The sequence below is a fragment of the Streptomyces kanamyceticus genome (genome assembly GCF_008704495.1).
GTDB lineage: Bacteria > Actinomycetota > Actinomycetes > Streptomycetales > Streptomycetaceae > Streptomyces > Streptomyces kanamyceticus.
In genome coordinates this window covers 87,242-109,827 of record NZ_CP023699.1, presented here as the reverse complement: position 1 = coordinate 109,827, position 22,586 = coordinate 87,242, and the positions used below count along the sequence as shown (strand labels likewise).

General features: G+C 71.3%; 2 protein-coding genes and 2 pseudogenes. All 4 read left to right on the top strand.

The genetic code is table 11. The features are described 5' to 3' along the window. Positions 1 to 80: 80 nt before the first annotated feature. A pseudogene (locus tag CP970_RS44575) lies at positions 81 to 16,318 on the top strand (type I polyketide synthase); the annotation flags it as partial. Positions 16,319 to 16,379: 61 nt separating this feature from the next. Beyond that, a pseudogene (locus CP970_RS45655) lies at positions 16,380 to 16,436 on the top strand (hypothetical protein); the annotation flags it as partial. Positions 16,437 to 16,604: 168 nt separating this feature from the next. After that, positions 16,605 to 16,766 carry a hypothetical protein gene (locus tag CP970_RS43940; protein ID WP_191094853.1) on the top strand — a complete coding sequence of 54 codons (162 nt, stop codon included), beginning with the start codon at positions 16,605 to 16,607 and terminating at the stop codon, positions 16,764 to 16,766. Between the two features lie 120 nt (positions 16,767 to 16,886). Beyond that, positions 16,887 to 22,586 (top strand): type I polyketide synthase, encoded by a 5,700-nt coding sequence (locus CP970_RS00320; RefSeq protein WP_055546218.1) that lies wholly within the window; start codon positions 16,887 to 16,889, stop codon positions 22,584 to 22,586.

Genomic DNA, 22,586 nt, shown 5'->3' with positions numbered 1-22,586 from the left:
ATCGCCTGAGAACGTCACGTAACTGGATCCCCATGGCTCATGGGTGAGTCCCATTGGTTGTTCGGAGAGGACCGAGTCGGATGACGAACGATGAAAAGCTGGTCGACTACCTGAAGCGCGTGGCGGCCGACCTGCATGAAACTCGTCAACGTCTGCGTGAGGTCGAGGACCGGGAGCACGAGCCCATCGCCATTGTGGCGGCCGCCTGCCGTTTCCCCGGTGGTGTGCGATCCCCGGAGGACCTGTGGCGACTCGTGGAATCGGGCACGGACGCGATATCGGATTTCCCGACCGACCGAGGCTGGGACATCGAGGGAATCTACGACCCGGACCCTGAAGCGAGCGGCAAGACCTATCTGCGGCAAGGCGGATTCCTTTACGAGGCGGGCGACTTCGACGCCGAACTGTTCGAGATATCGCCGCGTGAGGCGCTGGCGATGGATCCGCAGCAGCGGCTGATGCTCGAATCCTCCTGGGAGGTCTTCGAACGCGCCGGAATCGACCCCAAGTCCCTGAAGGGCAGCAGGACGGGTGTCTTCGTCGGCGCCGCGGGCACCGGCTACCTCACCAACATGCAGCGCGTCCCCGACGGGGTGGAGGGCTACACCGGAACCGGGTCGTTCGTCAGCGTCGTCTCCGGGCGGGTCTCCTACGCCCTGGGCCTCGAAGGCCCGGCGATCACCGTCGACACCGCCTGTTCCTCGTCCCTCGTCGGCCTCCACATGGCCGTGCAGTCGCTCCGCTCGGACGAGTGCTCGCTCGCCGTCGTGGGCGGCGTCGCGGTGATGCCCACCCCCTGGGTGTTCGTCGACTTCAGCCGCCAGCGCGGTCTGGCGCGCGACGGCCGGTGCAAGGCGTTCGCCGCCTCGGCCGACGGCACGGCCTGGGCGGAGGGCGTGGGCACCCTGCTGGTCGAGCGGCTCTCCGACGCGCGCCGCAACGGCCACCAGGTCCTTGCCGTCGTACGCGGCTCCGCTCTCAACCAGGACGGTGCGAGCAACGGCCTGACCGCGCCGAACGGCCCCTCACAGCAGCGGGTGATCCGCGCGGCACTGGCCAACGCACGGCTCGCGGCCGACGAGGTCGACGCCGTCGAGGCACACGGCACGGGCACGACCCTGGGCGACCCGATCGAGGCCCAGGCGCTGCTCGCCACCTACGGCAAGGCCCGCCCCGAGGACCGGTCCCTCTGGCTGGGCTCCATCAAGTCCAACCTGGGCCACACCGCACACGCGGCCGGTGTCGCCAGTGTCATCAAGATGGTCATGGCGCTGCAGAACGAGGCGCTGCCGCGCACCCTCCACGTCGACGAGCCCTCCCCGCACGTCGACTGGTCGACCGGCGCCGTCCGCCTCCTCACCGACCAGGTGCCGTGGTCCAGCAACGGCCGCCCGCGCCGCGCCGGCGTGTCGTCGTTCGGGATCAGCGGCACCAACGCCCACGTCATCCTGGAAGAGGCACCGCGTCCGGCAGCCGACGAGCCCGGCGCGGATCCGGCGCCCGCGACCGACGGCGCGGAGGCGGCAGCCGAGACACGTGTCCTCGAACTGCCCGTCGCTCCCTGGCCGATCGCGGCCAAGAGCCAGAACGCCCTCCGGGCACAAGCCGGACGGCTCGCCACGTTCGTCGAGAACGCCACCGCGCCGGACGCGTACGACATCGGCCATTCGCTCGTCACCTCCCGGGCGGAGCTCGAGCACCGCGCGGTGCTCCTCGTACACGATCAGGAGAGCGCCCTGACCGGCCTCTCCGCGCTGGCCCAGGGCGTACACGCCGTGGACGCGGTGACCGGCGCCGTGCTTCCCGGCGCGGGTCGGGTGGCGTTCGTGTTCCCGGGTCAGGGTTCGCAGTGGGTGGGGATGGCGGCGGGGTTGTTGGAGTCCTCGCCGGTGTTCGCGGAGCGGCTTGCTGAGTGTGATGCGGCGTTGGAGCCGTATGTGGACTGGTCCGTGGTCGACGTGGTGAGCGGGATCGAGGGCGCGCCGTCTCTGGATGACGTGGTGGTGGTGCAGTGCGCGTTGTGGGCGGTGATGGTTTCGCTGTCCGCGTTGTGGCGGTCGACAGGTGTGGAGCCTGCCGCGGTGATCGGTCACAGTCAGGGTGAGATCGCGGCGGCGGCGGTGGCGGGTGCGTTGTCGCTGGAGGATGCCGCGAAGGTGGTGGCGCTGCGGGCTGCCGCGATTGCCGAGGAGCTGTCCGGTAAGGGCGGGATGATGTCGATCGCGCTGCCTGCGGAGGCTGTGCGGGAGCGGATCGCCTCGTTCGGCGAGCGGGTGTCGGTGGCGTCGGTGAACGGCCCGTCTTCCACCGTGGTGTCGGGTGATCCGGACGCGTTGAATGAGCTGTTGGTCTCGTGTGAGGCGGACGGTGTGCGGGCGCGGCGGATCGCGGTGGATTACGCCTCGCATTCGGTGCAGGTGGAGTCGATCCGCGAGCAGGTGATCACGGCGTTGCGGGGCATTGAGCCGCGTACGGCCGAGGTGCCGTTCTACTCCACGGTGACCGGATCGGTGATCGACACAGCGGGGTTGGACGCGGAGTATTGGGTCACGAACCTGCGCCAGGAGGTCCGCTTCGACCACACCGTGCGGAACCTCCTCGCCGACGGCTTCGGGGCGTTCGTGGAGTGCAGCGCACACCCGGTCCTGACCGTCGGCCTGGGCGAGACGTTCGAGGACACCGGCAGCGAAGCGTTCGCACTGGGCACCCTGCGCAGGGATGAGGGCGGCCCGGAACGCTTCCTGACCTCCGCCGCCGAAGGCTACGTACGCGGCCTCCCCGTGAACTGGCAGACGCTGTACGCCGGTTCCGAGACCCAGCACGTCGACCTGCCCACCTACGCCTTCCAACACCAGCGCTACTGGCTGGAGTCGGGTGCGCTCAACGTCGCCGACGCGGGCGGACTCGGGCTCGGCGCGGCCGAACACCCGCTCCTTGGCGCCGCCGTACAGATCGCGGGAGAAGACCAACTCCTGCTGACCGGGCGGCTGTCGCTGCAGACGCACCCTTGGCTCGCCGACCACGCCGCGCTCGACGCCGTACTGGTCCCGGGAGCCGCCTTCGTAGAGCTGGCGCTGCGCGCCGCCGACGAGATCGGCTGCGAGGAGATCCACGAGCTGACCCTCGAGGCGCCCCTGGTGCTGCCGGAGCACGGCGGAGTCCAGGTGCAGATCTCTGTCGGCGCGCCCGACGGGTCGGGCGCCCGTGAGGTCACCATTCACTCCCGCGCGGACGAGTTGGCGGGTGTGGACGGGGCGTGGACGCGGCATGCGGTGGCTGTCTTGGCCGCCGTCGGCGGTGCGGCTGGAGATGGTTTGAGGGCGTGGCCGCCTGCTGGGGCTGAGCGGGTGGATGTCGGGTCGTTCTATGAGCGGGTCGCTGATGTGGGTTATGGGTATGGTCCGGCGTTTCAGGGGTTGCGGTCGGCTTGGCGGCTGGGTGGGGAGGTGTTCGCCGAGGTCGAGTTGGCGCAGGAGCAGGTCGCGGACGCGGGAAGGTTCGGTCTGCATCCCGCACTCCTGGACGCCGCACTGCACCCGGCCGCGCTGCTGAGCGGGACGCCCGAAGGTGCGGACGGGCTGCGCCTGCCGTTCGCGTGGAGCGGCGTCCGGCTGCACGCGGTCGGCGCGACCACGGTGCGCGTTCGGATCGGCCCCTCGGGCGATGACGCGGTGTCCCTCACGATCGCTGACGGCACAGGGGCGCCGGTCGCCTCCGTGGACTCCCTCGTACTGCGCCCGGTCTCGCCCGAGCAGCTCCGGACGGCCGACGTCTCCACCAGGGACGCGCTCCTCCGGCTCGACTGGGCTCCGCTGCCCGTCGACACCACTGCCCCCGTCGACACGACGGGGTGGGCCACCATCGGAACGGGTATCGCACCGGACGGCTCGGACCAGACGTCCTTCGATGACCTCGACGCGCTGCTGGCCCGGCTCGACGCCGAACCGTCGGCCGACGTTCCACGGACGGTCGTCGCCTCCTTCAGGTCCTCCGAGGATCAACAGGTGCCGGTCGACGTCCAGTTGCCGGACGTCGTACGCGAGAACGCCGCGAGGGCGCTCCACCTCGTACAGACCTGGCTGGCCGATGAACGGCTCGCCGACACCCGGCTCGTCGTCCTCACACACCGGGCGATCGCCACAGCTCCGGACGAGGACGTCACCGACCTCGGCCACGCGTCCCTCTGGGGCCTCGTACGCGCCGCGCAGTCCGAGCACCCCGAACGGTTCCTGCTGGTCGACACCGACGATCACGCGATGTCCGGATCCGACGTCCTCGCCGGAGCCTTGTCGGCCGCGATCGCCGCGGGCGAACCGCAGATCGCCATACGGGAGGGGGCCGCCCTGGCGCCGCGCGTCGTCCGGGCGGCACACGCGAAGTCTGCCGGTTCCGGCCTCGATGCGTCGGGAACCGTACTGATCACCGGCGGAACGGGCGTGTTGGGTGGCCTGCTGGCCCGGCACCTGGTGACCGAACACGGCGTGCGTCGGCTGGTGTTGATGAGCCGTCGAGGCGGTGAGGCTGAGGGTGCGGCTGAGTTGCTGGCCGAGCTGGAGGCGGCCGGTTCGGATGTGGAGATCGTGGCGTGTGACGCCGCGGACCGGGACGCGCTCGCCGAGGTGCTGGACGGTATCGGCTCGTCGCTGACTGGTGTGGTGCACGCGGCGGGTGCCTTGGACGACGGGCTCGTGGGGTCGCTGACTCCCGAGCGGTTGAGGGAGGTGCTGCGGCCGAAGGTGGACGCTGCGGTCAACTTGCATGAGCTGACGCGGGAGTTGGACCTCTCTGCCTTCGTGCTGTTCTCGTCGGTGGCCGGGACGCTGGGCAATCCAGGGCAGGCCAACTACGCCGCCGCCAACGCCTTCCTCGACGCCCTGGCCCAGCGGCGTCGCGCCGACGGCCTGCCCGCCCTCTCCATGATCTGGGGCTACTGGGCCCGGACCAGCGAGCTCACCGGACACCTCGGCACGGCGGACGTGGCGCGCTACCTGCGCATGGGTGTGACCCGGATGGAATCGGAGCAGGGCCTCGCGCTGTTCGACGCGGCCCTCGGCGCTCGCGACGATCACGCCGCCCTGGTCCTGAGCCGTCTGGACTTCGCCGCACTGCGCGGCCAGGCCACCGAGGGAGAGCTCCGTCCGCTGTACCGGAACCTCATCCGCACCCCCAACCGTCGCGTCGCCGAGGCGGGCGGCGACAGCGGAGCCCTGCTCACCCGGCTGTCCGGGCTGAGCGAGGACGAGCAGCTGCGCTTCCTGCTCGACCTGGTGCGCGGCCGGGTGGCGAGCGTACTCGGACATGCCGACGGCAGCACCATCGAAGCGAATCGCCCTTTCAAGGAGTTGGGGTTTGATTCGTTGACGGCGGTGGAGTTGCGGAATCGGTTGAATGGTGTGACGGGTCTGCGGTTGCCTGCGACGTTGGTTTTTGATTATCCGACGCCGGTGGCTTTGGCGGGGTTTTTGCGGGCTGAGGTGGTGGGTGGGGTTCGGGCCGGTGTGGTGTCTGGTTCGAGTTCGGCTTCTGCTTCTGCTTCTGGTGTGGGTGTGGATGAGCCGGTGGCGATTGTGGGGATGGCTTGTCGGTATCCGGGTGGTGTGGTGTCGCCGGAGGGTTTGTGGGATCTGGTGGCTTCGGGTGGGGATGCGGTGTCGGTGTTTCCGGGGGATCGGGGGTGGGATGTTGAGGGGTTGTATGACCCGGATCCGGATGCGGTGGGAAGTCGTATGCGCGTGAGGGTGGGTTCCTTTATGGGGCTGGTGAGTTTGATGCGGGGTTCTTTGGTATTTCGCCGCGTGAGGCGTTGGCGATGGATCCTCAGCAGCGTTTGTTGTTGGAGGCGTCGTGGGAGGTTTTCGAGCGGGCGGGTATTGATCCGGGGTTGTTGAGGGGGAGTGCGACGGGCGTCTTCGCGGGCGTCATGCACCACGACTACGCCTCCCGAGTGGAGCAGCTCCAGGGCGAGATCGAGGGATACGCCCTGATGGGTGCCTCGCCCAGCGCGGTCTCCGGCCGGGTCGCCTACACCTTCGGGCTCGAAGGCCCCGCGGTCACGGTGGACACGGCCTGCTCCTCCTCGCTGGTCGCCCTGCACCTGGCGGTGCAAGCGCTGCGTACGGGCGAGTGCTCCATGGCGATCGCGGGCGGCGTGACCGTCATGGCGACGCCCACCCTCTTTGTCGAGTTCAGTCGGCAGCGGGGGATGGCGGTGGACGGCCGGTGCAAGGCGTTCTCGTCGTCCGCTGATGGCGCGGGGTGGTCCGAGGGTGTGGGGCTGTTGCTGGTGGAGCGTCTGTCGGATGCGCGGCGGAACGGTCATCAGGTGTTGGCGGTGATCCGTGGTTCGGCGGTGAACCAGGACGGCGCGTCCAATGGCCTGACGGCGCCGAACGGTCCCTCGCAGCAGCGGGTGATCCGTGCGGCGTTGGCCAATGCCGGGCTTGAGGCCGCTGAGGTCGACGCGGTGGAGGCGCACGGCACGGGCACGACGTTGGGTGACCCGATCGAGGCGCAGGCGCTGCTGGCGACGTATGGCCAGGACCGTCCCGAGGACCGTCCGTTGAGGCTGGGCTCGGTGAAGTCGAACATCGGGCATGCGCAGGCGGCGGCGGGTGTGGCCGGTGTGATCAAGATGGTGGAGGCGATGCGGCACGGTGAGCTGCCTCGGACGCTGCATGTGGAGGAGCCGACGCCGCACGTCGACTGGGCTTCGGGCGCGGTCGACCTGCTGACCGAGTCCGTCGAATGGACTGCGAACGACCGCCCCCGTCGGGCGGGCATCTCCGCCTTCGGCGCCAGCGGCACCAACGCCCACGTCATCATCGAACAGGCCACCGACGCCGACGCGGAGCCCGAGCAGGCGCTTCCTGCGCCCACCGACCCGCACGCCCTCGACACAGTCACCGTTCCCTGGGTGCTCACGGCCAAGTCCGATACGGGGCTCCAGGCGCAGGCGGCCACCCTCGCGGAATTCGCCGCCGAAAGCTCGGATCTCTCGTCGCTGGTGGATGTGGGCTTCTCGTTGGTGTCTTCGCGTGCGGGGTTGGAGTCCCGGGGTGTGGTGCTGGCGGCGGATCGTGCGGGTGCGTTGGCGGGGCTTGGGGCTCTGGAGCGGGGTGAGGTTGCGGCTGGTGTGGTGAGTGGTGTCGCGGCTGCTGAGCCGGGCCGGGTGGCGTTCGTGTTCCCGGGTCAGGGTTCGCAGTGGGTGGGGATGGCGGCGGGGTTGTTGGAGTCCTCGCCGGTGTTCGCGGAGCGGCTTGCTGAGTGTGATGCGGCGTTGGAGCCGTATGTGGACTGGTCCGTGGTCGACGTGGTGAGCGGGATCGAGGGCGCGCCGTCTCTGGATGACGTGGTGGTGGTGCAGTGCGCGTTGTGGGCGGTGATGGTCTCGCTGGCCGCGTTGTGGCGGTCGGTGGGTGTCGAGCCTGCCGCGGTGATCGGTCATAGTCAGGGTGAGATTGCGGCGGCTGCGGTGGCGGGTGCGTTGTCGTTGGAGGATGCGGCGAAGGTGGTGGCGCTGCGGGCTGCCGCGATTGCCGGGGAGCTGTCCGGTAAGGGCGGCATGGTGTCGGTGGCGCTGCCTGCGGAGGATGTACGGGAGCGGATCGCTGCCTGGGGCGAGCGGATCTCGGTGGCTTCGGTGAATGGTCCTTCCTCGACCGTGGTTTCCGGCGATCCCGTCGCTCTCGACGAACTGCTGTCCTCGTGTGAGGCGGACGGTGTGCGGGCCCGGCGGATCGCCGTGGATTACGCCTCGCACTCCGCGCAGGTGGAGTCGATCCGCGAACAGGTGATCACGGCGTTGCGGGGCATTGAGCCGCGTGCTGCCGAGGTGCCGTTCTACTCCACGGTGACGGGTTCCCCGCTGAACACGGCGGAGTTGGACGCGGAGTACTGGGTGACGAACCTGCGTCAGGAGGTCCGCTTCGACCAGACCGTGCGGAGCCTCCTCGCGGACGGCTTCGGCTATTTCGTGGAGTGCAGTGCGCATCCGGTGCTGACCGTGGGTCTGGGTGAGACGTTCGAGGACACCGGCAGCAACACCGCGTACGCGCAAGGCACCTTGCGTCGTGATGAAGGCGGTCCGGAGCGTTTCTTGACCTCCGTCGCCGAGGGCTACGTGCGTGGCCTGCCGGTCAACTGGCAGGCCCTGTACGCCGGTTCCGGTGCACGGCGCGTCGACCTGCCCACCTACGCCTTCCAGCGAGACCAGTTCTGGCTCCAGGCGACCGCCGGTGACGCGTCAGGTGACGTGAGTGGCTTTGGTCTCGGTGTGACGGGTCATCCGTTGTTGGGTGCGTCGGTGCGGGTGGCCGGTGAGGGGCAGTTGCTGCTGACCGGCAGGTTGTCGCTGGCGTCGCATCCGTGGCTGGCCGATCACGCTGTGTCGGGCACGGTGCTCGTGCCGGGCGCCGCCCTGGTCGAGCTCGCGCTCCGCGCCGCCGACGAGGTCGGCTGCGGCCTCGTGGAGGAACTGACACTGGCCGCTCCGTTGGTGATGCCCGAGCGGGGCGGCGTCCAGGTGCAGTTGTCGGTCAGTGCGCCCGATGAGTCGGGACGACGTGAACTCGGCTTTCACTCCTGCGCGGAAGACGCCGGGATGGACGCGCCGTGGATCCAGCACGCGAGCGGCGTCATCAGCCCTGAGGAGCCCGCATTGGGCGCCAGCCTCACGGCCTGGCCGCCGAGCGGTGCGGAGCGTGTCGACGTCGAGAGCTTCTACGAGCAGGTGGCGGAGGCCGGATACGACTACGGCCCCGGCTTCCAGGGCCTGCGCTCTGCCTGGCGCGTGGGCGACGACGTGTACGCGGAGATCGTGCTGCCCGACGAACTCGGCCCACAGGCCGAGCGGTTCGGCATCCATCCCGCGCTGCTGGACGCCGCGCTCCACCCCGTCGTACTGCTGAACGGCGGCTCCGCCGCGGACATCAACGAACTGCGGTTGCCCTTCTCGTGGGGTGGGGTGTCCCTGTACGCGGTGGGGGCGACGTCGCTTCGGGTGCGGGTCTCTCCTGCTGGTGAGGACGCGGTGTCGGTGGTGGTCGCGGACGCGGCCGGTGCCGCGGTGGCGTCCATCGATTCGCTCGTCCTGCGGGCGGTGTCGCCGGACCAGCTGCGCCTGGCCGATGACCCGACCCGTGACGCCCTCTTCCGCGTCGACTGGACCCCGCTGGCCCGGCCGACCGACGCCACCACGACGCTCTCCGCCGTGGCGCTGTCGAGTGGGGACGCGCTCCCGGACGTGCCCGCGTACCCCGATCTCGCGTCATTGGCCGAGGCGGTGGACGCGGGTGATCCGGTGTCTGATCTGGTCTACGCCGTCTTCGCAGGCGATGAGGTGCCGAGTTCGGCGGATGCCGTGCACGCCGTGACGACGAACGCGCTGAGTCTGCTCCAGGGTTGGTTGTCCGAGGAGCGATTCGCGGGGTCGCGTTTGGTGGTGGTGACGCGGCGTGCGGTGGCGGTGCGTTCTGGTGAAGGCGTGCTGGATCTGGTGCATGCGCCGTTGTGGGGTTTGGTGCGGACGGCCCAGGCGGAGAACCCCGGCCGCTTCCTGCTGGTCGACCTCGACCACGCCCCCGACCACGACCACGACCTCACCCTCGACACGGCGACCGTCGCGGCCGTCGTGACCGCTGTCGAGTCCGAGGAACCCCAACTGGCCCTCCGCTCCGGTGAGATGCTCGTCCCCCGTCTGACGCGGACCACCTCGTCCGGCGGCTCCCTGACGCCCCCGGCCGAGTCCCCGGCCTGGCGGCTGGCGACGACCGGTTCCGGAACGCTGGAGAATCTCGCCCTGCTCCCCGCGCCGAGCGCGCTGGAGCCCCTCACCGATGGGCAGGTCCGAGTCTCCGTACGGGCCTCCGGAGTCAATTTCCGCGACGTACTGATCGGCCTCGGCATGTACCCCGACGCCGACGCCTACATGGGCACCGAGGGCTCCGGCACGGTGACCGAGGTGGGCCCGGGTGTGACCGGCTTCGCCGTCGGCGACCGGGTCATGGGCCTGCTCCCCGAGGCGTTCGGCCCGGTCTCCGTCGTCGATCAGCGCCTGATCGCTCCCGTTCCCGCGGGCCTGACAGACGAACAGGCCGCCGCGATCCCTGTCGTCTTCCTCACCGCTTACTTCGGGTTGGCGGATCTGGCGGGGTTGGTGGCGGGGGAGTCGGTGTTGGTGCATGCGGCGACGGGTGGTGTGGGGATGGCTGCGGTGCAGTTGGCCCGGCACTGGGGTGTGGAGGTGTTCGCGACCGCGAGTGAGGGCAAGTGGGATGTTCTGCGGTCGATGGGGTTTGACGAGGCGCATATCGCGTCGTCGCGGACGCTGGACTTCGAGGGGAAGTTCCTCGGGGTGACCGGTGGTCGGGGTGTGGATGTGGTGCTCGATTCGCTGGCGCAGGAGTTCGTGGACGCGTCGTTGAGGTTGTTGCCGCGTGGTGGTCGGTTCCTGGAGATGGGCAAGACCGACATCCGGGATCCGGAAGTCGTAGCGGCGGATCACCCGGGCGTCACCTACAACGCGTACGCCCTCACGGAAATACCCACCGATCGGCTCGGGGAGATCCTCCGGGAGCTTTGCGAGCTCTTCGAGCGGGGTGTGTTGGAGCCGTTGCCGGTGCGGGTGTGGGATGTGCGGCGGGCGCCTGAGGCGTTGCGGTTCATGAGTCAGGCCCGGCATACGGGCAAGTTGGTGCTGTCCGTGCCCGCGCCGCTGGACGTGGACGGCACGGTGTTGGTCACGGGCGGTACGGGCACGTTGGGCGGGTTGCTGGCCCGGCATCTGGTGGCTGAACACGGCGTACGCAGCCTGGTGTTGACCAGTCGCCGGGGTGCTGCGGCCGAGGGCGCCGAGGAGTTGGTGGCGGAGCTGACGGCGGCCGGTGCACGCGTGGAGATCGTGGCGTGTGACGCGGCGGACCGGGACGCGCTCGCGGAGGTCGTGGAGGGGATCGGGTCGTCGCTGACGGGTGTGGTGCATGCCGCCGGTGCTCTGGATGACGGGCTGGTCTCGTCCCTCACTCCTGAGCGGCTTCAGGCGGTGCTGCGTCCGAAGGTGGATGCCGCGCTCAACCTCCACGACCTCACCCGTCACCTCGACCTCTCCCTCTTCGTCCTCTACTCCTCCCTCGCGGGCACGGCAGGCAGCCCCGCGCAGGGCAACTACGCGGCGGCGAACGCGTTCCTGGACGCGCTGGCCGCGCACCGACGCGCCCAGGGCCTGGCCGGGCAGTCGCTGGCCTGGGGCCACTGGGAGCAGACCAGCGAACTCACCGGCGACCTCGACACGGCAGACCTGGCCAGGATGGCGAAGTCCGGTGTGGTGCCGATGCCGTCGGAGCAGGGGCTCGGACTGTTCGACGCCGCGCGCTCACTGGACGAGGCCCATGTGGTGACGGCCCGCCTGGAGCCGTCGGCCTGGACCTCGGGCACCAGCAGTGACGTGGTGCGAGCGCTGGCGCGCGGCCTGGTGAAGCCGGGCTCGGCGCGCCGGGCCAGGGCCGTGGCAGGGACGGACGCCGCGGCGGGGACATCGGCTCTCGCCCGGCGACTCGCGGGCATGTCCGCCGCGGAGCGTACGGAGCATCTGGTGGATCTCGTACGGACGCATGTCGCGGCCGTGCTCGGCCACGGGTCACCCGCCGCGGTCGAAGCCGAGCGTGCCTTCAAGGACCTGGGCTTCGACTCGCTGACCGCGGTCGAGCTGCGCAACCGCCTGGCCACCGCCACCGGACTGCGCCTGCCCGCCACCCTCGTCTTCGACCACCCCACCCCCCACACCCTCGCGGGCTTCCTGCTCACCGAGCTGGGCGTGGACGCACGGACCGAGGCGGCCGTGCCGGTGCCCGTGCGGACGGGGGCCGACGTCGACGACGATCCGATCGTCATCGTCGGCATGGCCTGCCGCTTCCCGGGTGACGCGGACTCCCCCGAGGGGCTGTGGGACCTGGTGGCCGAAGGGCGGGACGCGATCTCCGGATTCCCCGGTGACCGAGGCTGGGACCTGGAGCGGCTGTACGACCCGGATCCGGACCGCTCCGGCAAGAGCTACGCGCGAGCGGGCGGCTTCCTCCGGGACGCCACGGACTTCGACGCCGCGCTGTTCGGGATCTCGCCGCGCGAGGCCCTGGGCATGGACCCGCAGCAGCGGCTGATCCTCGAATCCTCCTGGGAGGTCTTCGAGCGGGCCGGGATCGACGCGACCGAGCTGCGCGGCAGCAGGACCGGCGTCTTCGTCGGCGCCGTCAGCACCGGATACGGCCAGGGCGAGAAGCTGCAGCAGAGTGTCGAGGGCTACTCCGTCACCGGCAACGTCCTCAGCGTCATCTCCGGGCGGGTGTCGTACGTCTTCGGCCTCGAAGGCCCGGCCATGACGGTCGACACGGCCTGCTCCTCCGCGCTGGTCGCCCTGCACCTGGCGGCCCAGTCCCTGCGCGGCGGCGAGTGCTCGCTCGCGCTCGTCGGCGGCGTCACGATCATGCCGAGCCCGTTCGGTTTCGTGGAGTTCAGCCGTCAGCGGGTCCTGTCGCCCGACGGCCGCTGCAAGGCGTTCTCCGCCGAGGCCGACGGCACCGGGTTCGCCGAGGGCGTGGGCACCCTGCTGGTCGAGCGCCTCTCCGACGCACGCCGCAACGGCCACCAGGTCCTTGCCGTCGTACGCGGCTCCGCGACCAACCAGGACGGCGCGAGCAACGGCCTGACCGCGCCGAACGGCCCCTCGCAGCAGCGGGTGATCCGTGCGGCACTGGCCAACGCCGGGCTCGCGGGCGACGAGGTCGACGCCGTCGAGGCGCACGGCACGGGCACCAGCCTCGGCGACCCCATCGAGGCCCAGGCGCTGCTCGCCACCTATGGAGCCGACCGGCCCGCGGACCGGCCGCTGTGGCTCGGTTCCATCAAGTCCAACATCGGGCACACGCAGGCCGCCGCCGGTATCGCCGGGCTCATCAAGATGGTGATGGCCATGCGGCACGGGACGCTGCCCCCGACCCTGCACGCGGACGAGCCGACCTCCGAAGTGGACTGGTCGTCGGGCGCCGTCCGGCTGTTGGCCGAGCCCGTACGGTGGCCGGTGAACGACCGCCCCAAGCGCGTCGCCGTGTCGTCCTTCGGCATCAGCGGCACCAACGCGCACGTGGTCCTCGAAGAGCCGCCCGCGCAGCAGGCCGAGGACGAGCAGGAGCCCGCGGACGGGCCGACGCCGGAGAACGAGGTCCGCGGCGGACGGCCGGATTCCGTGCCGTGGGTGCTGTCCGGCAAGACGGCCGAGGCGATGCGCGCCCAGGCAGGGCGGCTCGCCGGGCACGCCACCGAGCACGGCGACCTCTCGCCGCTCGACGTCGGTCACTCCCTGGTCGTGTCGCGGACCGCCCTGGAGCACCGCGCCGTGGTCCTCGCCGACGGCCTCGACGAAGCCGTCCCGGCACTCGGTGCGCTGGCCGCGGGGTTGCCCGCCGCGGGCGTGGTCACCGGCACCGCGGACGTACGCGGCAAGGTGGTCCTCGTCTTCCCCGGCCAGGGGTCGCAGTGGCAGGGCATGGCGCGTGAACTCCTCGACAGCTCACCGGTGTTCGCCGAGCGCTTCGCGGAGTGCGACGCCGCGCTGCGCGGCCACGTGGACTGGTCGGCGACCGATGTCGTCAGGGGAGTGGCAAACGCCCCGGCGCTGGAGCGCATCGAGGTCCTGCAGCCCGTGCTGTTCGCCGTGAACCTCTCCCTCGCCGCCCTGTGGCGTTCGGTGGGCGTGGAACCCGCGGCGGTGGTCGGTCACAGCCAGGGCGAGATCGCCGCGGCACAGGTGGCGGGCGCGCTCTCGCTGGAGGACGCGGCCAGGATCGTCGTGCTGCGCAGCGCCCTGTTCGCCGAGGAACTCGTCGGCCGCGGTGCGGTGGCCTCGGTGGCGCTGTCAGCGGACACCGTCGCGGAGCGGCTCGCCGAGTGGGAAGGACGCATAGTGATCGCGGGTCGCAACGGTCCCGGCGCGGTGACCGTCGCGGGGGAGGTGGCGGCCCTGGAGGAGTTCGTGGCCCGGTGCGCGGAAGAGGACATCAGGGCCCGCGTCGTCGGCTCCACGGTCGCCTCGCACTGCGCCCAGGTGGACCCGCTGCGCGAGCGCATCCTGGAGCTGTTCGCCGACGTCGCCCCGGACCGGAGCCGGATCCCGTTCTACTCGACGGTCACCGGCGGCGCCCTGGACACGACGCGGCTGACGGCCGAGTACTGGTTCGACAACGCGCGCCAGCCGGTGAACTTCGAGGGCACGGTGCACGCGCTGCTCGCGGACGGCTTCCGGTTCTTCGTGGAATCCAGCGCGCACCCCGTACTGACGACGGGCATGCAGGCCACCTTCGAGGACGCGGCCACCGACGCCGTCGCGGTCGGCTCGCTGCGCCGCGACGAAGGCGGCACGCACCGGTTCCTGACGTCGCTGGCCGAGGGGTACGTCCGCGGCCTGCCCGGCGTGGACTGGACGGCGGTCTTCGCCGACAGCGGCGCGCGCCGGGTCGAGCTGCCCACGTACGCCTTCCAGCGCAGCCGGTACTGGCTCGACGACCTGAGCGCCTCCCTCGCCGACGACGCGGGCGCGAACGGCGCCGAAGCCGAGTTCTGGGACGCGGTGGAGCGCGGTGACCTCGACGAGGTCGCCGCCGAACTCGACCTGGAGGCCGACCCGTTGAGGGAGGTGCTGCCCGCGCTCTCCTCCTGGCGACGGCGGCGGCTCACCCGGTCGCGGGTCGACGGGTGGCGCTACCGGGCGATCTGGAGGCCCGTACCGGCACCGGCGGCACCCGCGCTCTCCGGTCGCTGGCTGCTGCTCGTACCGGCCGCCCTCGGTGAGGACACCTGGGCCGAGGGCGCACGGCAGGCGCTGACCGGGGCCGGGGCCAGGGCCGAGTGCTTCGTGGTGGACACGGCCGACAGCGACCGCGACCAACTCAGTGACGTCCTGCGGCAGTTCCAGGCGGACGAGGAGGACCCCGTCGTCGGAGTCCTTTCGCTGCTGGCTCTCGACGAGAGTCCGCACGCCGACCGCCCCGCGATGCCGAACGGCCTCGCCGCCACGGTGGCGCTCGCCCAGGCCGTCGACGACGCCGACCTGACAGTGCCGCTGTGGACCGCCACCCGGGGCGGCGCGCTCACCGGGCAGGACGATCCGCCGGCACGGCCGGACCAGGCCCAGACGTGGGGACTCGGCCGGGTGATCGCGCTCGAACAGCCCGGGCGCTGGGGCGGCCTCGTCGACCTGCCGGAGACCGTCGACGACGCGGCCCGCACCCGCCTCGCCGCGGCCCTCACCGGTCTCGGCGAGAGCGGGCACGAGGACCAGCTGGCGATACGTCCGTCCGGCGTGCTGGCCCGCCGCCTCGTGCGGGCACCCCTGGAAGACGAACCCGCCCGGCACGAGTGGCGACCCGAGGGCACCGTCCTGATCACGGGCGGCACCGGCGGCATCGGCGCCCGCGTCGCCCACTGGTGCGCCCGCAACGGCGCCGCACACCTGCTGCTCACCGGGCGCCGCGGCCCCGACGCCCCGGGTGCCGCACAACTCCGTACGGAACTGGAGGAGTTGGGTGCCCAGGTGACCATCGTGGCCTGCGACATGGCCGATCGTGACGCGGTCGACGCACTGATCGCCTCGGTGCCCGAGACGGCGCCGCTCACCGCGGTGATCCACGCCGCGGGCGTGCCGGGGACCTTCGCGCCGGTCACCGAGACCTCGCCCGACACCTTCACCGGCATCACGTCGGGCAAGGTGCTCGGAGCGCTCAACCTGGACGCGGCGCTCGGCGACACCGAACTGGACGCCTTCGTGCTCTTCTCGTCCAGCGCGGGCCTGTGGGGCAGCGGCGGCCAGGGCGCGTACGCGGCGGGCAACGCCTTCCTCGACGCGTTCGCCGAACGGCGCAGGTCCCAGGGCAGGCGGGCCACCTCGGTCGCCTGGGGCGCCTGGGGCGGTGGCGGCATGATGACCACCGACGGGGCCGTCGCCTACATGGGGCGCCGCGGCGTGGTGGAGATGGACCCCGATCTGGCGATCGCCGCGATGGTGCGGGCCGTCGAGCACGACGAGACCTGTGTGGCCGTGGCGGACGTCGAATGGGAGCGGTTCGTCCTCGGCTACACCGCACTGCGCCCGAGCCCGCTGATCGCCGAAATCCCCGAGGCCCAGAGCGCGTTGCGTCAGGACGACACCGCCGTCTCCGCCGAGGAGAGCGCCGCGGGTGCGGCTCTGACGGCGCGCCTGGCCGCACTGCCGGAGAACGAACAGCTCAAGACGGTCCTCGAACTGGTCCGCGGCGAGGTGGCGGCCGTCCTCGGCCACACCACCCTCGACGGAATCCAGGCCGGACTCGCCTTCAAGGAGATCGGCTTCGACTCCCCTGACGGCGGTCGAGCTCCGCAACCGCCTCAACAGCGCGACCGGCCTGCGGCTCCCCGCCGGTGTGGTCTTCGACCATCCGACACCCGCCGCCCTGGCCAAGCATCTGTGGGGCCTGCTCGTACCGGACCCCGCGGACACCTCGGACGCCGTCCTCGGCGACCTCCAGACGCTGGAGCGTTCGATCGCCGCCCTCGCGGACGACGGCGAGGGCACCACCAAGGTCGTGGAACGTCTTGAAGCCCTCATCTGGAAGCTGCGCGACGACCGCGACGCCACCAGGGCGCGCGGCACCGAAGGAACCGGTGCGGGCGACGCGGACAGTCTCGCCTCGGCCTCCGCCGACGACATGTTCGCCCTGCTCGACGAAGAACTCGGACAGTCCTGACCCGCGATCCGGGCTAGGGGACCTGCGGAATTGGGGAACTGGGGCATGGCAGAGACAGACACGGAACGGCAGGCCGCGGAGCGCACGGCCACGGCAGGCACCGCCACGTCAGGCAACGGCGTGACCTCCAACGAAGAGAAGCTGCTCGACTACCTCAAGCGGGCGACGGGCGACCTGAGGCAGACCCAGCGACGGCTGCGCGAGATGGAGGCCGCCCAGAGCGAGCCCATCGCCGTCGTCGGCATGGCCTGCCGCTATCCGGACGGGGTGGACTCGCCGGACGCGCTGTGGGACCTCGTCGCCGAGGGCCGGGACGCCATCACGGAGTTCCCGGCCGACCGGGGCTGGGACGTCGAAGGCCAGTACGACCCCGATGTCGCGCGAGCCGCGAAGAACGGCAAGAACTACGTGAGCGGCGGCGGATTCCTGCGCTCGGCCACCGAGTTCGACGCCGGTTTCTTCGGCATCTCGCCGCGCGAGGCGCTGGCCATGGACCCCCAGCAGCGCCTGCTCCTCGAAGGCTCCTGGGAGCTGTTCGAACGCGCGGGCATCGACCCGAAGTCCGTCAAGGGCAGCCCCACCGGCACCTTCATCGGCTTCAGCACGATGGATTACGGATGGGAGCACCAGAGCATCCCCGAGCCGGTCGCCGGCTACTACGCCACCGGCAACTTCGCCAGCGTGATGTCCGGCCGGATCGCCTACACCTTCGGCCTGGAGGGCCCCGCCGTCAGCGTCGACGCGGCCTGCTCCTCCTCCCTTGTGGCGCTCCATCTCGCGGGGCAGGCGCTGCGGTCCGGTGAGTGCTCGCTCGCCGTCGCCGGAGGCGTCACCGTCATGTCCACCTCGATCGGATACGCCGAGTTCTGCCGCCAGCGGGCACTGTCCCCGGACGGCAGGTGCCGTGCCTTCGCCGCCTCGGCCGACGGCTTCGGACCGGCCGAGGGCATCGGCCTGCTCCTCGTCGAGCGGCTCTCCGACGCACGCCGCAACGGCCACCAGGTCCTTGCCGTCGTACGCGGCTCCGCCGTCAACCAGGACGGTGCGAGCAACGGCCTGACCGCACCCAACGGCCCTTCCCAGGAACGTGTCATCCGCGCCGCCCTGCGCAATGCCCGTGTCGCGCCGGAACAGATCGACGTGGTGGAGGCGCACGGCACCGGCACCACCCTCGGCGACCCCATCGAGGCGCACGCTCTGCTCGCCACCTACGGGCAGCGGCGCTCCCAGGACCGCCCCCTGTGGCTGGGATCGGTGAAGTCCAACATCGGCCACGCCTCCGCCGCCGCCGGTGTGGCCGGAGTGATCAAGATGGTGCAGGCCATACGACATGGCGTACTGCCCAAGACGCTGCACGTGGAGGAGCCGACCCCACACGTCGACTGGTCGTCGGGCGCCGTCCGCCTCCTCACCGAGGCCCGCGCCTGGCCCGACACCGAAGGCCGCCCCCGGCGCGCGGGCGTCTCCGCGTTCGGCATCAGCGGTACCAACACACATGTGATCGTGGAGGAGGCGCCGAGCGACACCGAGGCCGCGGCCGGGTCCGGGCCCGCCGACACCGCCACCGAAACCGCCACCGACGGCCAGAACGGCCGGACCGTCTCCGGCCTGACGGACACCCTCGTGCCCTGGCTCGTCTCGGCCCGCTCCGAGCGTGCCCTGCGAGCCCAGGCGGAGCTCCTGGCGGCCCACGCGGCAACCGAACACACCTCCCTCCGGGACATCGGCCACTCCCTGGCCTCGACCCGCGCCGCACTGGAACACCGAGCGGTCATCCTGGCCCCCGACCACGAGACCGCGGTCGCGGGCCTGACGTCCCTCGCCACGGGAGATCCGACCGTCCCGTCCCATGTCGTACGCGGAACGGCGACGACAACGGACCCGGACGAACTCGAACTGACCGGCAAGACGGTGTTCGTTTTCCCGGGTCAGGGTTCGCAGTGGGTGGGGATGGCGGCGGGGTTGTTGGAGTCCTCGCCGGTGTTCGCGGGGCGGCTTGCTGAGTGTGATGCGGCGTTGGAGCCGTATGTGGGCTGGTCTGTGGTCGATGTTGTCCGGGGTGTAGATGGTGCGCCGTCTCTGGACGATGTCGTTGTGGTGCAGTGCGCCTTGTGGGCGGTGATGGTGTCGCTCGCGGAGTTGTGGCGGTCGGTGGGTGTCGAGCCTGCCGCGGTGATCGGTCACAGTCAGGGTGAGATCGCGGCGGCGGCGGTGGCGGGTGCGTTGTCGTTGGAGGATGCCGCGAAGGTGGTGGCGCTGCGAGCTGCCGCGATTGCCGGGGAGCTGTCCGGTAAGGGCGGCATGGTGTCGGTGGCGCTGCCTGCGGAGGATGTACGGGAGCGGATCGCTGCCTGGGGCGAGCGGATCTCGGTGGCTTCGGTGAATGGTCCTTCCTCGACCGTGGTGTCGGGTGATCCGGACGCGTTGGACGAGCTGTTGGTCTCGTGTGAGGCGGACGGTGTGCGGGCGCGGCGGATCGCCGTGGATTACGCCTCGCACTCCGCGCAGGTGGAGTCGATCCGCGAGCAGGTGATCACGGCGTTGCGGGGCATCAGTCCGCGCGCCTCGGAGGTGCCGTTCTACTCCACGGTGACGGGTTCCCCTCTGAACACGGCGGAGTTGGACGCGGAGTACTGGTTCACGAACCTGCGTCAGGAGGTCCGCTTCGACCAGACCGTGCGGAACCTCCTCGCGGACGGCTTCGGCTATTTCGTGGAATGCAGCGCTCACCCGGTGCTGACCGTCGGTCTGGGTGAGACGTTCGAGGACACCGGCAGTAACACCGCGTACGCGCAAGGCACCTTGCGCCGTGACGAAGGCGGCCCGGAGCGTTTCCTGACCTCCCTCGCCGAGGGCTACGTACGCGGCCTGCCGGTCAACTGGCAGTCCCTGTCTGCCGGTTCGGATGCCCGTCGAGTGGACCTGCCCACCTACGCCTTCCAGCACCAGCGCTACTGGATGGAAGCCGACCCCGCTGCCGCAGGTGATCCGGCGGAGCTCGGGCTCGGTGCTGTGGGGCACGCGGTTCTCGGTGCCGCGCTTCCCGTGGCCGACGGCGGACCGCTCGTGCTGACCGGCTCCCTGATGCCTCGCACGCATGCCTGGTCCATGCAGCACACGGTGCACGGATCGATGGTCGTGCCGAGTGCCGTGTTCGCCGAGCTGGCCGCGACGGCCGCGTACGAGACGGGCTGCGGCCGGGTGGCGGGCCTGACTGCCGAGGCGCCCCTTGTGCTACCCGAGCAGGGCGGCGTACAGCTCCAACTGGTCGTACAGGACAGGGGGTTGGAGGGCGAACGGGAGTTCGCGGTGTACGCGCGCAGTGCGCAGGCGGCGCCGGACGTGCCCTGGACGCCTCATGCGCGCGGGACTCTGGCCGACGGCGCGCCGGACCTGGTGGAGGACGCTCCGGCGACGTGGCCGCCCGCCGGTGCCGAACAGGTCGGACTCGACGATCTCTACGAGCGGCTGGAGGCCGCGCGGCACGGTCATGGCCCCGCGTTCCGGGCGCTGCGTTCCCTCTGGCGGGCGGGCGACGAGTTCTTCGCCGAGGTCACCGTCGGCGAGGGAGAGGACAGGACCCTGTCCGTCGACGGGTTCGGACTCCACCCGGCCCTGCTCCACGCCGCGCTCCAACCGGCCCTGATCGCGCGCTCCGACGGTGGCGAAGGACTGCCCCTGCTGCCGGTCGAATGGCGCGGGCTCACCCTGCACGCGGTGGGTGCCACCAGCCTTCGTGTGCGGGTGAGGCCCGTGGACGAGGACACCGTGGCGGTCACCGCGACCGACCCGGACGGCGCGCCCGTGGTCACCGTGGACGCCGTACGGCTCGCTCCGCTCGGGCCCGAAGAGCTGCGTGGGGTCGAGGAGTTGACGCGGGACGCGCTGTTCCGTCTGGAGTGGACTCCGGCGTCTGCCGGGCAGTCCGTCGCCGACGCCCGTCGTTGGGCGGTCATCGGCACCGACGAGCTGGGCCTGGCCGCCGCCCTCGGCCTGGGCAGGGGCGGTGCGGACGCGGCGGACACGTCCACCGTCGCCGTGTTGTCGTACGCCACGGCACCGACCTCCGATCCGGCGGCGGACCCGGGCCTCGCGGACCGGGTGCGCGAGGTGACGGCGGAGGCCCTGGAAGTCGTGCAGAAGTGGGTGGCCGACGAGCGTGCCGAGTCCTCGACCCTGGTGGTGGTGACCCGGAACGCCGTGGCCACGCGGGCGGGAGAAGAGCTCGGCGGGCTCGTCCACGCGCCGCTGTGGGGGCTGATACGGGCCGCCCAGGCGGAGTATCCGGCCGGGCGGTTCCTGCTGGTCGACGTGGACGGGCGGCAGTCGTCGCTCGACGGGTTGGTCCCCGCTGTCACGGCGGCTCTCGCCGAGGGCGAACAGCAGCTGGCCCTGCGGGAGGGGGAAGCACTGGTGCCTCGGCTCGCCCGGGCCCGCACCGAGGCGCACCCGACGGAGACCGCCGCCACGCACCCGGCGGAGACAGACCCCGCCCACCAGCCGGAGGCCGACCCGGCGGCGGGCACCTGGCTCGTCACCGGCGGCACCGGGACCCTGGGCGGCCTGATCGCCCGCCATCTGGTGACCGAACACGGCGTGCGCCATCTGGTGCTCGCGAGCCGCCGAGGGAGCGCGGCCGACGGCGCCGCGGAGCTGGCGGCCGAGCTGACATCGGCGGGGGCGGCCGTGGACGTCGTGGCCTGTGACGCGGCCGACCGGGCCGCGCTGGCGGCGCTCCTCGACACCGTCCCGGCCGACCGGCCGCTGACGGGCGTCGTGCACGCGGCGGGTGTGCTCGACGACGGACTCGTCGGATCGCTCTGCGCCGAACAGTGCGAGCGGGTGCTGCGACCCAAGTCCGACGCGGCCCTCAACCTGCACCAACTCACCCTGGAACACGACCTGTCGGCCTTCGTGCTCTTCTCCTCGGCGGCCGGCACGTTGGGCAACGCGGGACAGGCGGGCTTCGGCGCCGCAAACGTGTTCCTCGACGCCCTCGCCCAGCACCGCAGGGCCCGTGGGCTGCCCGGGGTCTCCCTCGCCTGGGGGCCCTGGCGGACGGGCGGGAGCACAGGGGGAAGCGGCGACGGAATCCTGCCGTTCACGCCGGACGAGGGGCTCGTGCTGTTCGACGCGGCCCGGCACGGGACGGACGCGCTGGCGCTGCCGATCCGTCCCGACCTGCCGGTGCTCGGCGAGGCGGCGGCAGCGGGCGCGCTGCCCACGGTGCTGCGCGGCCTCGTCAGGACCGCGCGGCGCACCGCCGCCACCGGCGCGGGCGCCGACCGCTCCCGTACCGAACTCGCCGGGAAACTGGCCGGAGTGCGGCCCGCCGAGCAGACGCGCGTCCTGCTCGACCTGTTGCGCACCGAGGTCGCGGCCGTACTGCGGCACGCCACGACCGAGGACGTCGACGCGGACCGGGCCTTCAAGGACCTCGGTTTCGACTCGCTCACCGCGGTCGAGCTGCGCAACAGGCTGGCCGCCGCGACCGGTCTCACGCTGCCGCCGACGCTCGTCTTCACGTATCCCACGCCGACCGTCCTGGTGCGTTTCCTCCTGGAGGAACTGGCACTCGGGGCGGGCGCCGAGGGGGAACTCCCGGTCCTCGCCGACCTGGAGCGGCTCTCCGACACCCTGGCGGCGACCGAGGCGGACGAGTCCACCACGGAGCGGATCACCCAGCGCATCGAGGCCTTGCTGTGGCAGTGGCGGGGCGACCCGCGCGGCACCCGGCAGGTCCTCGCCGGGGAAGCCCTCGACGCCGCGTCGGACGACGAGATGTTCGCACTGATCGACAAGGAACTGGGCGGCTCTTGA